12 protein-coding genes are annotated in these 12,886 nt (G+C 32.5%); 3 read left to right on the top strand and 9 right to left on the bottom strand.

Annotation, left to right across the window (positions count from 1 at the left end; translation table 11 throughout):
* Positions 1 to 325: 325 nt before the first annotated feature.
* A complete protein-coding gene (gldA, locus tag KO504_RS15805) occupies positions 326 to 1,219 on the top strand; it encodes a gliding motility-associated ABC transporter ATP-binding subunit GldA (RefSeq protein WP_215928457.1) in 894 nt (297 codons plus the stop codon).
* Between the two features lie 185 nt (positions 1,220 to 1,404).
* On the opposite strand, the gene KO504_RS15800 is transcribed toward gldA, so the two are convergent.
* Together KO504_RS15800 and KO504_RS15795 are read right to left on the bottom strand one after the other, a co-directional pair.
* The gene (locus tag KO504_RS15800) at positions 1,405 to 2,154 is read right to left on the bottom strand and encodes a head GIN domain-containing protein (RefSeq protein ID WP_215928456.1); all 750 of its coding nucleotides are present in this window, start codon (positions 2,152 to 2,154) and stop codon (positions 1,405 to 1,407) included.
* Between the two features lie 43 nt (positions 2,155 to 2,197).
* A complete protein-coding gene (locus KO504_RS15795; RefSeq protein WP_215928454.1) occupies positions 2,198 to 3,289 on the bottom strand; it encodes an acyloxyacyl hydrolase in 1,092 nt (363 codons plus the stop codon).
* A 558-nt stretch (positions 3,290 to 3,847) separates the two neighbouring features.
* Here KO504_RS15795 and metK point away from each other — a divergent pair.
* Positions 3,848 to 5,101, top strand: a complete 1,254-nt coding sequence (gene metK, locus KO504_RS15790; RefSeq protein ID WP_215928453.1) for a methionine adenosyltransferase — start codon at positions 3,848 to 3,850, stop codon at positions 5,099 to 5,101.
* Between the two features lie 86 nt (positions 5,102 to 5,187).
* Here the strand turns inward: metK and KO504_RS15785 are convergent, their stop codons facing one another.
* Positions 5,188 to 6,120, bottom strand: coding sequence for a dihydrofolate reductase (locus KO504_RS15785; protein ID WP_215928451.1), 933 nt, complete (start codon positions 6,118 to 6,120; stop codon positions 5,188 to 5,190).
* A 286-nt stretch (positions 6,121 to 6,406) separates the two neighbouring features.
* Here KO504_RS15785 and KO504_RS15780 point away from each other — a divergent pair, with 286 nt between their 5' ends.
* Positions 6,407 to 6,706 carry an isoamylase early set domain-containing protein gene (locus KO504_RS15780; RefSeq protein WP_215928449.1) on the top strand — a complete coding sequence of 100 codons (300 nt, stop codon included), beginning with the start codon at positions 6,407 to 6,409 and terminating at the stop codon, positions 6,704 to 6,706.
* A 59-nt stretch (positions 6,707 to 6,765) separates the two neighbouring features.
* Here the strand turns inward: KO504_RS15780 and KO504_RS15775 are convergent, their stop codons facing one another.
* The 6 genes from KO504_RS15775 to KO504_RS15750 form a co-directional block, all read right to left on the bottom strand.
* Positions 6,766 to 7,179, bottom strand: coding sequence for an energy transducer TonB (locus KO504_RS15775; RefSeq protein WP_215928447.1), 414 nt, complete (start codon positions 7,177 to 7,179; stop codon positions 6,766 to 6,768).
* Between the two features lie 9 nt (positions 7,180 to 7,188).
* Positions 7,189 to 8,013, bottom strand: a complete 825-nt coding sequence (locus KO504_RS15770) for a thymidylate synthase (protein WP_215928445.1) — start codon at positions 8,011 to 8,013, stop codon at positions 7,189 to 7,191.
* Between the two features lie 194 nt (positions 8,014 to 8,207).
* Positions 8,208 to 9,929, bottom strand: a complete 1,722-nt coding sequence (locus KO504_RS15765) for a NupC/NupG family nucleoside CNT transporter (RefSeq protein ID WP_215928443.1) — start codon at positions 9,927 to 9,929, stop codon at positions 8,208 to 8,210.
* 16 nt (positions 9,930 to 9,945) lie between these two features.
* Positions 9,946 to 10,563, bottom strand: coding sequence for a bifunctional nuclease family protein (locus KO504_RS15760; protein WP_215928441.1), 618 nt, complete (start codon positions 10,561 to 10,563; stop codon positions 9,946 to 9,948).
* A gap of 186 nt (positions 10,564 to 10,749) precedes the next feature.
* Positions 10,750 to 11,712, bottom strand: coding sequence for an electron transfer flavoprotein subunit alpha/FixB family protein (locus KO504_RS15755; protein ID WP_215928439.1), 963 nt, complete (start codon positions 11,710 to 11,712; stop codon positions 10,750 to 10,752).
* Between the two features lie 129 nt (positions 11,713 to 11,841).
* Positions 11,842 to 12,588 (bottom strand): electron transfer flavoprotein subunit beta/FixA family protein, encoded by a 747-nt coding sequence (locus KO504_RS15750; protein WP_215928437.1) that lies wholly within the window; start codon positions 12,586 to 12,588, stop codon positions 11,842 to 11,844.
* Positions 12,589 to 12,886: the final 298 nt, after the last annotated feature.

Genomic DNA, 12,886 nt, shown 5'->3' with positions numbered 1-12,886 from the left:
GAATTATTTCAACTTCAAAAACACTGAAACAAAAAAAGTCTCGATTAAATCGAGACTTTTAAAACTATATTTTAAATAAAACATACTCAGTCTCGTTCCTTTAACTAAAAAAGAAATAAAACCAGTTATAATATGCTCTAGATATGTTCATATTCATTTTCCACATCTGTGGAAATCTATAATTATAATGCTAATGTAATTATTATTTTTACAAATCAAAATTGTTGAAATGCTTTTTTGAGAAATATTCTAAAGTTTTAAAGAATTATCAATATTTGTGATACACTATTCTGAATTACTTATTTTTGACTAAATTTCTTTCTATATGTCTATTGAAGTTCAAAACATTACAAAACTATACAAAAACCAAAAAGCGCTTAACAATGTTTCTTTTAAAGTAAACGATGCTGAAATTGTTGGTTTTTTAGGTCCTAATGGTGCAGGAAAATCGACCATGATGAAAATCTTAACCACGTACATTGAAGCTTCTGAAGGTTCTGCTAGTGTAAATGGTTTTGATATAACTTCCGATAAAAAGAATGTGCAAAGTAGTGTTGGTTATTTACCCGAACACAATCCGTTGTACACAGAGTTATACGTTAAAGAATATTTAAATTTTAACGCAAATGTGTATGGCACTCCTAAGTCCAGAATTAATGAAGTTATTGAACTAACTGGGTTAACTCCTGAAGCACACAAAAAAATTGGCCAACTTTCTAAAGGTTATAGACAACGTGTTGGCTTAGCAAATGCATTATTACACAATCCGGACGTTTTAATTTTAGATGAGCCAACAACAGGTTTAGATCCTAATCAATTAGTAGATATCAGAAACTTAATTAGAACTATTGGTAAAGAAAAAACCATTTTTCTTTCTACACATATCATGCAAGAAGTTGAAGCTATGTGCGACCGTGTTATTATTATAAATAAAGGAGAAGTTGTTGCTGATAAATATTTGAAGGATTTAAGAGATGGCCAACAGCAGGTTGTGATTGTTGAATTTGATTATAGAGTTGAAGATGCGTTTCTCTTAAAACTTCCAAAAGTAGATGCTGTAAAAAACACGCACGATTTTATTTACGAAATCACCTTTTCTACCAAAGAAGACATGCGCTCTCATGTATTTGATTTTGCACATGATAATGATTTAAAAATTCTACAACTAAACCAGAAAAACGCGAGTTTAGAAAGCTTGTTTCAAGAACTAACAAAATAGGCCTGCAGTAATAAAGCTTGTTATAGCAGTTTTTAATCTTTACCTAAATGTACAAGCACCTCTTATATATTGATATTTTATTCTTAAAACCTAAAAGTTTAAAACCGTTTTTAATGACGCTTGGCATAAACACATAAGTATTCTAAATTATTTATAAGATTTGTAGTATTAAAACCATTCACGGTTTATTCAAACAACAACTGTCCTGTATAAAACCGCTCAACTTCTACAATGGGAGGTTCATTTACAGAAATTAAATTACCTGTACTTTTAAGATTTCCTGTAAGCTTTTGTTGTGGGTTTACAACCATATCATTACTACTACGATGAAAAACATGAACGTTTTGAGCCAATAAGTGTTCTCCTTCAAAACGACCAGAACCGGAATAAAAGCCCACAAACAAATCTTCTACAACACCATTTATATAATAAAAGGAAAGATTATTGGACTCAATATTTAGTCTTTCTGAATTAATTTGAAGTCTAAAATCACCAACTGCAAACTCACTTATTCCATTAAAATCTTCTGAATACAAGTTTAGGGTATTGTAATTTAAAACTCCATCTGAAGAAATAGAGTATTGGGTTGATGTTCTTATTTCTTTAAGGTTTGGTGCTTCAACATAAATTTTAGTGATACCATAATCTCTTACATAATTACAAGAATTATGATCTGTTAATACCAGTTGGTTTCCAATAACTTCAACCTTAACATCGTTAATTAAATGTTCCCCTGTTTCAATAATCACTTTATATTCTGGAGCTTCTTTAATTATTAATTCAATATCTCTATTAACAATAATACGCTCAAAGTCTAACACAACAACCTCTTGCTGTATAATATTACCTGAAGCTTGAAAACAATCATTAACATCTTCGCTATTACATGCACAAAATAAAAAAAGCGTAAGTATGTATAAAATTATCTTATTCATGTATCTATAAAATTTTAAAAAGTGCCTTTACTAAATATTAAACTTACAGCCTTACTCCTACACCAAACTCAACAGCTTCAGCTTTTGCACCATGCGATTTTAGCGTAACGGCTCCAAATAAGGTTTTGCCAAAATAGCGCTTTAAACCAATCCTAAAATAGGTTCTCCCTTCAAAATCAAACGGATAATACACATAATAGCCTACTTGAGTTTCAACAGATATTTTATTGACAAATAATTCGTGCCCTACAAATAATCCGACGCGTTTATAGTCATCAGCTCTGTTTACATTTAATTCTGGATATGCAACCGACTGGTAATAAATTAGTTCTTTCAAAAAATTAGAAAAGAACACATCTGTACCCAACTGAATAGCGCTATAATGGCTTAATCGTTTATCTGCATAAGCCGAAAGCACATAAAAGGAATATTGGCCACTACCTATGATGTCACTTTCGTTAATACCAGACCTAAAAGCTAAATTATATTTTATCTTTTCAGTGAATTTATCATCAACACTATCAGTAATAAAATCTTTATCTTCTGATGCTAAATTGTAAGTTAAACCAAGATTAAACGAAATGGTATTAACACTTGTGTTTGGTGCCTTTACATTAGCATTAGAATAATGCACTAAGGTAACGCCGGTTTGTAAACCAAATCCATTAAAAAGGCGGTCTTTTTTATAATTAAACATTAGATAGGTTGAACTCAAAATATCAGATCCAAACGCAATATTTTTTGGATTTTCATATTTATCGTAAGGATTAGTACTATACACTAAACCTTGAGCAATACGCAACATTAAATGGCGCTTAAAGAAATAAAAATTGTAATGTCCGTAGAGTCCAATATTATTCCCTAATACATCATTTTTTAAATCTTGATACATAAAAGATACACCGTATTCTGGATAATTATAGCGTTGCTCCCAAACTTTGCTTCCGTAAGTTTTTTTATTAAAACTAAAAACAAAACCTTCTGGGTGACCTTTAATTAAATGAAGAATATCATTGTTGTGAAGCGCTATGTTTCCACCAAAATAATTGAAATCGAAATACGTATTTTTTTTATCGTCTTGTGCGTAGAGCACAACTGAGGTGAGTAATAAAATTATACTTAATAAATTCCGCATTGACTATTATTGAGCAGCAAAAATAATCAATAAATACAATTAATAATTGTATTCTAAAATCTAAACTATGACACAAAAAGTGACGCTAGCAAAGAAACAACTGTTAGCAACACAATTTGCACTGCAAATTTAAAATCTGACTTATGCTTTTTAATTAATTTCATCTTTTCTGAGGCTTAATAATACAGTACAAATATCTCATTAAAAGTCTTTTTGTTTGTTAATTAAAGCCTAAGAAATAGTTATCTATTTCTGTGCTTAATTAATATTATACACAGAATTAATTCTCTAATTTACAAACAAGAAATCTAACTTAATTACGTTATTAAATCTTCATTCCATTTAATTTTTCTACTTTTGCCTTATTAAAATTTAAGAGGAAAAATTTGTCTGATTGCAACCTCTAGTACTGAAACCATTTTCAGTACCTGTTCTTTAAAGAGCAGATTCTGAAATTATTTCAGAATAAAAAATGCTAAAGCAGTAAGTTATGTACTTCTCTAGCGACTTGTAATCTAAGTTTTTCAGCAAATAACCATAACCTAAACATAGGAATTTATGCCATATTTATTTACCTCAGAAAGTGTTTCTGAAGGCCATCCAGACAAAGTAGCAGATCAAATTAGTGATGCTTTAATTGATAATTTTTTAGCCTTTGACCCAGAATCTAAAGTCGCTTGCGAAACCTTAGTAACCACAGGACAAGTAGTGCTTGCAGGTGAAGTAAAATCGAATACGTATTTAGATGTTCAGAAAATTGCAAGAGATACCATAAACAAAATAGGTTATACTAAAAGTGCCTATATGTTTGATGGCAATTCTTGTGGAGTATTTTCAGCAATACACGAACAATCAGAAGACATAAATCGCGGTGTTGATAGAGCAACCAAAGAAGAACAAGGCGCTGGCGACCAAGGAATGATGTTTGGCTACGCAACAAACGAAACCGATAACTATATGCCTTTGGCCTTAGATTTATCGCATAGAATTTTAAAAGCATTGGCAGAATTACGTCGCGAAAATAAAGATATCACCTATTTACGCCCAGATTCTAAAAGTCAAGTAACAATTGAATATAGCGATGACAATACACCTCAACGTATAGATTCTATTGTAGTCTCTACACAGCATGATGATTTTGATGCAGAAGATAAAATGTTAGCTAAAATTAGAAAAGATATTGTTGAAATATTGATTCCAAGAGTAGTTGCGAACTTACCAGAACACATCCAATTATTATTTAATGATGATATAACTTACCACATTAATCCAACTGGTAAATTTGTTATTGGCGGACCGCATGGAGATACAGGCTTAACAGGTCGTAAGATTATTGTTGATACTTATGGAGGAAAAGGTGCCCATGGTGGAGGTGCATTCTCTGGAAAAGACCCAAGTAAAGTAGACAGAAGTGCAGCGTATGCGACCAGGCATATTGCAAAAAATTTAGTTGCAGCTGGATTATGTGAAGAAATATTAGTGCAAGTATCTTATGCTATTGGTGTTGTAGAACCAATGGGAATTTTTATAGATACATACGGCACTTGCCCTTTTAACTTAACAGATGGTGAGATTGCTAAAAAAGTAGAACAGCTTTTTGATATGCGACCAGCAGCAATAGAAGAACGACTAAAACTACGTCAACCAATGTATAGCGAAACCGCTGCTTATGGACATATGGGAAGAACAAACGAAGTTGTAAGTAAAACCTTTGAACAACCAAATGGAGAACCTATAACTTTAGATGTAGAATTGTTTACTTGGGAAAAGTTAGATTACGTAGATAAAGTAAAAGCTGCTTTTGATATTTAAAACTAAATAGACTTTATAAAATTTCACAAAAACACCCTAACTAATTATTTTAGTTAGGGTGTTTTAGGTTGTATAAACATACATTTCTATACTTTTAAATAGGTAATAAAAGAAAACGCAAAGGCATGCTTCTCGTCAACCTCATGAGTCGTTCTGTTCACTTCTTGCCATTTAGATTTGTCTATCTCAGGAAAAAAAGTGTCAGCATCTTTAAATTCAGAGTGAACACGTGTAATTTCAATTTTATCAACTAAAGGCATAGCTTGTTTATAGATTTCCCCACCTCCAATAATAAAAGGTTGTTTGTCTAGTCTTGCAGCATCAAGAGCATCTTCTAATGAATTGACTATAATTACTCCACTTGGCGCTTTATAATCTTCCTGTCGTGTAATAACAATATGCGTTCTGTTAGGTAGTGGTTTTGGAAAACTTTCAAACGTTTTGCGTCCCATAATAATATGATGACCGTTGGTTAAGGATTTAAATCGCTTAAGATCGTCACTTAAATGCCAAATTAAATCATTGTCTTTTCCGATAGCATTATTTTCTCCTGCAGCAACAATAATAGTTAATTCGCTAGATTTTTTTTTCCCTGGAGCTTTAGGCAAATTTTTAGCTTCGTTGTAAGCTTGGGTCTGCGCTATTTTAGTCTCTTCCTTTAGAAAGTTCTGCTTCAATTGATCAATACGTACCTGTTGTGCGCTAACTAACTTTTCTAGTTGTTGCTTCTCCCAGTCCTTACCCATAAATTTATTGGTTATAAAAACACTCACAAAGTGGTAAATAAATAAAAAGAACCATGCAATTATAGCATACACAAACCAATCAATACCTGCAATCTTAAAATCTTTTTTAATACCTAAAACAGTATTGGCCACAATTAAAAAGACAGCACCAATTAAGAATACAACAAAATGAATATACAAACGCTTTTTTTGTTTTATGCGTTTTTGAGCGTTTTCTATAAGCTCTAACTGATCTTTATCTATAGTTGAAACCTGTTTTTTCTTACCAAACATAATCGTAATTTAATAAGATAAAGATACTTGTTTTTTTAGTAAATCAATATTGTGAATTAAAGACTTTGAAGAAAAGCTTCTAACGAAAACGATATCATTGATAATCAGCCACCAAGCAATTCCGCTTAACACTAACAATCCAATAAATTAAGTGTTCATATTTTACATTCTAAATAAAAATTAATGGCAATTTTATGAAATCGATAATTCTTTAGCTTTTAAGCACTTAATCAATATTATATGCGCTATTCTTTTATATTTTTGTATTGTAATTAAATCTATTATTATGGCAATTAAAAAGCAGTATTTAAAAAGTAAGCCCGTTTGTAAGGTAACATTTTCTGTCCCTGCAGAAGCGGCTAAAAATGTAGCAGTTGTAGGAAGCTTTAACCAGTGGGATACTACAAAAGCGACTAAATTAAAGAAATTAAAAAACGGAACCTTTAAAGGCACTGTTAATTTAGCACGTGATAATTCTTACGAATTCAGATACCTTATTGATGGAGCTTATATTAATGACGACGAGGCTGATTCTTATGCTTATAATGAATTTGCAGGGGAAGAAAATTGCGTAATCAATCTATAAGACTTTTCTATAAAAAACATAAAAAAAGCGTCTCAATTTAGTTTGAGACGCTTTTTCTTTTATCCTAACAATCTAACCGTCATCAAACAAGCAAAGCGTGTATCTACAGGCTTTCCTTTAACGGTTCCTGGCGCCTTAAATCTAGGCATACGTTTTATCAGCTGAATCACATCTATAGCAATAGCTTTATGATGTGCTTTTACATTAATTTGTTCTGTTTTACCTTTTTTATTAATGGTAAATTCTACAAAGAATTCGGTGGTTAAATCCGTTGGAAAGACTTTATCTGCTAATTCGTAGTTAAAGCTCAATTTGATATAATCCATGATTTTATCAGATGTACACTTTTTAGTCTCCTCGAAACTTAATTCTTGTTTGCAACTTCTAAAAACAGGATACGTACCATCCTCTGGTTCTTGCGCACTTAAAGATAAGCTGCAAAGAAAGGCCATAACAAATACAAATAATTTCATAGAGAAAATTTAAACGGCAACTTTACCTTTAATATGTGGATGCGGATTGTAATCGACCAATGTAAAATCTTCAAATTTAAAGTCGAAAATATCTTTTATTTCAGGGTTTAAAATCATTTTAGGCAATGGTCTAATATCTCTAGACAATTGTAATTCTAGCTGTTCCTTATGGTTATTGTAAATATGTGCATCACCAAAAGTGTGAATAAAATCTCCTGCTTCATAGCCACAAACCTGAGCCATCATCATTGTAAACAAAGCGTAAGATCCAATATTGAAAGGCACACCTAAAAAGATATCTGCACTACGTTGGTAAAGCTGACAAGACAATTTCCCATCTGCTACGTAAAACTGAAAAAAGGCATGACATGGTGGTAAAGCCGCCTTACCATTAGCCACATTCTCTGAAAATGATTTAGACGTATCTGGTAAAACTGAAGGGTTCCAAGCTGAAACCAACATTCTTCTGCTGTTTGGATTATTTTTTAAAGTTGTTATAACTTCTTTAATCTGGTCTATTTCTTCACTTGCCCAATTTCTCCATTGATGTCCGTAAACAGGTCCTAAATCTCCATTTTTATCAGCCCATTCATTCCAAATTCTTACTCCATTATCGTTGAGATATTTAATATTGGTATCCCCTTTTAAGAACCAAAGCAATTCGTATATAATAGACTTTAAATGCAGTTTTTTGGTTGTAACCATTGGAAAACCTTCGCTTAAATCGAAACGCATTTGATACCCAAAAACACTTGTTGTACCTGTTCCTGTTCTATCGCCTTTTTCGTTGCCTTCTGTTAAAACGTGCTTTACTAAATCGTGATATTGCTTCATACGTAAGTCCTGCTAACGCAGGAATCTCATTAAATTAAACTATGTTTTTGATGCTAATTTACACTTTCACCGTGCTCAGTGTGATGATTTACGAAAATAAAAAAAAGCTTCAAATCATGTAACTTGAAGCTTCTTATTATATAAAAAGTTATTAACTATAAATTATAAGATTCCTTTTTTTCAAAGGAATAAATTTACCCTATTATCATCCCAGCAATTGTCGCTGAAATCAAAGAAGCAATCGTTCCGCCTATTAAAGCTTTCATTCCAAATTTAGATAATTGCTTACGCTGTCCTGGTGCTAAAGACCCAATACCACCTATTTGAATTCCTATAGAAGCAAAATTAGCAAATCCACAAAGCATATAAGTTGCCATAATAATAGACTTCTCGTACGTTAGATGCGTTGCATTTGCCGCATTTTTTAAATCTGCTAATTGTATGTAACCAATAAACTCACTTGCGGCTAATTTAATCCCAAGCAACTGCCCCATAAGTGCCATATCTTCTGATGCCACACCAATTAACCACATTAACGGAGCAAATAAGTAACCCAAAAGAAACTCTAAGGATAAACTTTTATATGGCGTATTAGCTTCTATAATTTCATTTAAAGATCTAAAATGCCAATCTATATTTAGGAATTCAACTGTAAATCCATCAAAACCGGCAATACCACCAAGAATTCCATTTATCATGGCAATAAAGGCAACGAATACTAATAGCATCGCACCTACATTAACCGCCAATCTTAGTCCTTCAGTTGTTCCGTTGGCAATAGCCTCTAAAATATTAGAACCAATTTTTTCTTGAGAGACAGCAACATCTGTATTAACTTCTTCCGTTTGCGGAAATAATATTTTTGAAATCACAATAGCTCCTGGTGCAGCCATAACCGATGCAGCTAATAAATGCTTGGCATAAAACAATTGTAAAGCTTCATCTTCACCGCCTAAAAAGCCAATGTAAGCCGCTAATACAGCACCTGCAACTGTTGCCATTCCACCAATCATAACTAGGAGAATTTCAGACTTATTCATTTTTTCTAAATACGCCTTAATAAGTAATGGAGCTTCCGTCTGACCTAAGAAAATATTACCTGCAACACTTAAGCTTTCTGGACCAGAAATCCCTAAAACTTTAGACAACAACCATCCCATACCTTTTACGACTTTCTGAATCAACCCTAAATAGAACAATACCGATGTTAAAGCTGAGAAGAATATAATGGTTGGTAAAACTTGAAAAGCAAAAATAAAACCGAAGGAATTAATATCTAACATCCCTCCAAATAGAAATTCACTACCTGCTTGCGTAAACCCAAGGATAGCAATAAACCCTTGTCCTATAAATTCAAACGCGGTTTTTACAAAATCTATTTTTAAAACACCAATAGCAATAATTAATTGAAACAATAATCCAATACCTACAGTTTTCCAATTGATAGCTCTACGATTACTACTAAATAAAAACGCAATAAAAATTAGAGTCATCATCCCTAGAATTCCTCTCCACAAACTGTTAAAAGAAAAGCCTTGATTTGGTATAATCTCATTTGTAATTACACTAGGCGTTACAACAATCTCTACTTCTTTTTCTTTAGCAGACACAAAATTGAACTGCATCTCTTTCCCTGAGAAGACTAAAGTGGAATCTGTAAGTTCTCTAATTTTATACCTTTCTATGGTATTTAACGAATCGTTTTTATACAGTACCAGCAAACTATTTTGGTACATATAATCTCCTTGTAAGTCATCAACCATATTAGAAGAAAAATTGAATTCTCCTTTGTTGAACTCCAAAGTCGTATACATACTTTCAGAATCTGTAGACTCCCATGTTTTTTCAAGTTCTTGTGCTGTTATTGACGAAAGCCCTAGAAAAATAGCTAGAAAAGCCTTGAAAAACTGATTCATATGTAATAAGTGTTAGTTAGCGTTTAGAAATTTCGTCTCTTATTTTGGCAGCCATTTCATAATCTTCATTATTAACCGCCTCTTCTAAGAGATTATTAAGTTCTTCGAGAGATTTATTTTTATAACCTTCTTGTTCTGCAGATGCAGCTTCAATTTCTTCAACAATAAGGTCGTCAACAAGAATACTATCTTGCTCTTCATCGTCTTCCTTTTTAGGATTGACTTTAAGATAGATTCCTGCTTTATCTAAAATATTTTTGTAAGTAAAAATTGGTGCCTGAAAACGTAAGGCTAATGCAATAGCATCGCTCGTTCTGGCATCTATAATTTCTTCAATTTTATCGCGTTCGCAAATTAAACTTGAATAAAACACACCATCAACCAACTTATGAATAATGACTTGCTTAACAACAATATCAAATCGGTCGGCAAAGTTTTTAAATAAATCATGTGTAAGTGGACGCGGAGGTCTAATCTCTTTTTCTAAAGCAATAGCAATAGACTGCGCCTCAAAAGCACCAATTACAATTGGTAGTTTCCGATCACCATCTACTTCATTAAGTATTAAAGCGTAAGCACCATTCTGGGTTTGACTATAGGAGATGCCTTTGATATTTAAACGAACTAAACTCATAATTTATAAAACACAAAGAACTGTTTAAATTTGGACTTTACCAACTGCATTGTGCAGATTTGGTTAATTTCCTCTATACTTTCGATAAAACGCAAGCGAATAAGAAGAATCTAAATTTAAACAGTCCTCATTAATACCGCATCTAATTTTTTGTGAATTGGCATTTAATATTACAAGGTAATAAAATTATGCGTTTGCAGCTTTAAAAGCTTTTAATTTTTCAATTAATTTAGGTACCACTTCAAATGCATCACCTACAACTCCGTAATCTGCAGCCTTAAAGAAAGGTGCCTCAGGATCGGTGTTAATTACCACTTTTACTTTTGAAGAGTTAATACCTGCTAAATGTTGAATAGCACCAGAAATACCTATAGCAATGTACAAATTAGACGCTACAGGCTTTCCTGTTTGGCCAACGTGCTCGCTATGTGGTCTCCAACCTAAATCTGATACAGGTTTAGAACATGCTGTTGCAGCACCTAACACTTCTGCTAGTTCTTCAACCATACCCCAATTTTCAGGACCTTTTAATCCTCTACCTCCTGAAACTACAATTTCGGCATCAGCAATACTTACTTTATCAGTAGCTTTATCTACAGACTCAACTTTAACACCTGATTCTGGAATTGATGGTGAAAAATCTTCTACAGTAGCACTACCTTCCGTTTCTACCAAACCGAATGAATTATTAGATAAACCAACAATTTTCACATCTGTTGTTATTTCAGTGTTGGCAAATGCTTTATTTGTAAACGCGGAATGTTTCACTGTAAATGGAGAGACACTAGATGGTACTGCAATAACATTAGAAACATAACCTGCTTCTAAACCTACAGCTAACAATGGCGCTAAATATTTGCTGTTGGCACTGGCACTAATAACCACCACTTTTGCATCTTCGTTTTTTGCAGCACCTTCTATAGCAGCTGCATATTTTTTAGCATTAAATGAATTTAAAGATTCATCTTTTATTGAAAGTACTTTAGACGCACCATAATTTCCTAGCGTTTCTGCGTTGTCTGCATTAACAGCAACTGCTGTAACTGAAGTTCCCATTTGGTCTGCAACAGCTTTAGCATAAGACACGACTTCTAAAGCCGCTTTTTTAAATTTTCCGTTTTCGGACTCTGTATATACTAGAATTGACATAAAATTTTATTTATAAAATTTATCCTGAACTTGATTCAGGAACTTATTACTATTTCCTTTAACTTTAAGAGGTTCCGAAATAACACTTGAACTCTGCTCAGCGTAACCTTTCGGAATAATTAAAGTTTATTAAATTACCTTAGCTTCGTTATGAAGTAAGTTTACTAATTCGTCTATATTATCGGCTTCAACCAATTTAACCGCACCCTTTGGAGCTGGTTTTTCAAAACTTACTGCTTTAGTTTCTGCATTAGCATCTGCAGGCTCTACAACCGTTAAAGGTTTTTTACGTGCCATCATAATACCTCTCATATTAGGAATACGAAGATCACTTTCTTCAACTAATCCTTTTTGACCACCTATAACTAAAGGTAAAGTTGTGCTAACTGTTTCCTTACCGCCATCGATTTCTCTAACGGCCTTAACATTAGTGCCATCAACTTCTAAACTGATACAATTGGCTACAAAATTAGCACCAATTATTCCAGCTAACATTCCAGGAACCATAGCACCATTGTAATCAATAGATTCTCTTCCTGCTATTACTAAATCGTAACCACCATCATTAACAACTTTAGCTAATTGTTTTGCTACTGAATAACCATCTGTAGCCTCTGTATTTACTCTAATTGCCGAGTCTGCACCAATAGCTAAAGCTTTTCTTAAAGTTGGCTCTGTTTCTGCACCACCAACGTTAACGACATCTACACTTGCTCCTTGTTTTTCTTTAAACCACATGGCACGTGTTAGACCAAACTCGTCATTAGGATTAATAACATACTGAACACCACTAGTGTCAAACTTTGTATCTCCTTCTGTGAAATTAATCTTTGATGTTGTATCAGGTACATGACTAATACATACTAATATTTTCATATAAAAATGATTTATTTAAACGTCTTTTTTCTTGAGTACGAAGATAAAAATAATAATTTGAATTTTACTATGCACGCATAATATATTTTAGAAAAACACAATCTTAATCGAATAAACTATCAATTTTTTAAAAATTTGAAGATTTTTTACTGATTCTATTACAATTTCACAATTCTCTCATTGAAAAAATGAGTCGAAAAAAAATTCAACTAAAAAAAATAATAGAACTTCTCATTTTTTTATTCGTTCACTTTAAATTTAATGTCATTATATAGTCTAGAATTATTATTTTTGCAGC

It is taken from the genome of Winogradskyella psychrotolerans (assembly GCF_018860565.1).
Taxonomy (GTDB): domain Bacteria; phylum Bacteroidota; class Bacteroidia; order Flavobacteriales; family Flavobacteriaceae; genus Winogradskyella; species Winogradskyella damuponensis.
Note: the sequence above shows the minus strand (reverse complement) of the source record. Positions and strands in the feature narration are given on the sequence as shown.

Bases quoted from the DNA above. Each gene is read 5' to 3' on its own strand.
- KO504_RS15770 (WP_215928445.1), bottom strand. From the start codon at position 8,013: ATGAAGCAATATCACGATTTAGTAAAGCACGTTTTAACAGAAGGCAAC.
- KO504_RS15785 (WP_215928451.1), bottom strand. From the start codon at position 6,120: ATGTTTGGTAAGAAAAAACAGGTTTCAACTATAGATAAAGATCAGTTA.
- KO504_RS15750 (WP_215928437.1), bottom strand. From the start codon at position 12,588: ATGAAAATATTAGTATGTATTAGTCATGTACCTGATACAACATCAAAG.
- KO504_RS15760 (WP_215928441.1), bottom strand. From the start codon at position 10,563: ATGAGTTTAGTTCGTTTAAATATCAAAGGCATCTCCTATAGTCAAACC.
- gldA (WP_215928457.1), top strand. From the start codon at position 326: ATGTCTATTGAAGTTCAAAACATTACAAAACTATACAAAAACCAAAAA.
- metK (WP_215928453.1), top strand. From the start codon at position 3,848: ATGCCATATTTATTTACCTCAGAAAGTGTTTCTGAAGGCCATCCAGAC.
- KO504_RS15795 (WP_215928454.1), bottom strand. From the start codon at position 3,289: ATGCGGAATTTATTAAGTATAATTTTATTACTCACCTCAGTTGTGCTC.
- KO504_RS15780 (WP_215928449.1), top strand. From the start codon at position 6,407: ATGGCAATTAAAAAGCAGTATTTAAAAAGTAAGCCCGTTTGTAAGGTA.
- KO504_RS15775 (WP_215928447.1), bottom strand. From the start codon at position 7,179: ATGAAATTATTTGTATTTGTTATGGCCTTTCTTTGCAGCTTATCTTTA.
- KO504_RS15800 (WP_215928456.1), bottom strand. From the start codon at position 2,154: ATGAATAAGATAATTTTATACATACTTACGCTTTTTTTATTTTGTGCA.
- KO504_RS15765 (WP_215928443.1), bottom strand. From the start codon at position 9,929: ATGAATCAGTTTTTCAAGGCTTTTCTAGCTATTTTTCTAGGGCTTTCG.
- KO504_RS15755 (WP_215928439.1), bottom strand. From the start codon at position 11,712: ATGTCAATTCTAGTATATACAGAGTCCGAAAACGGAAAATTTAAAAAA.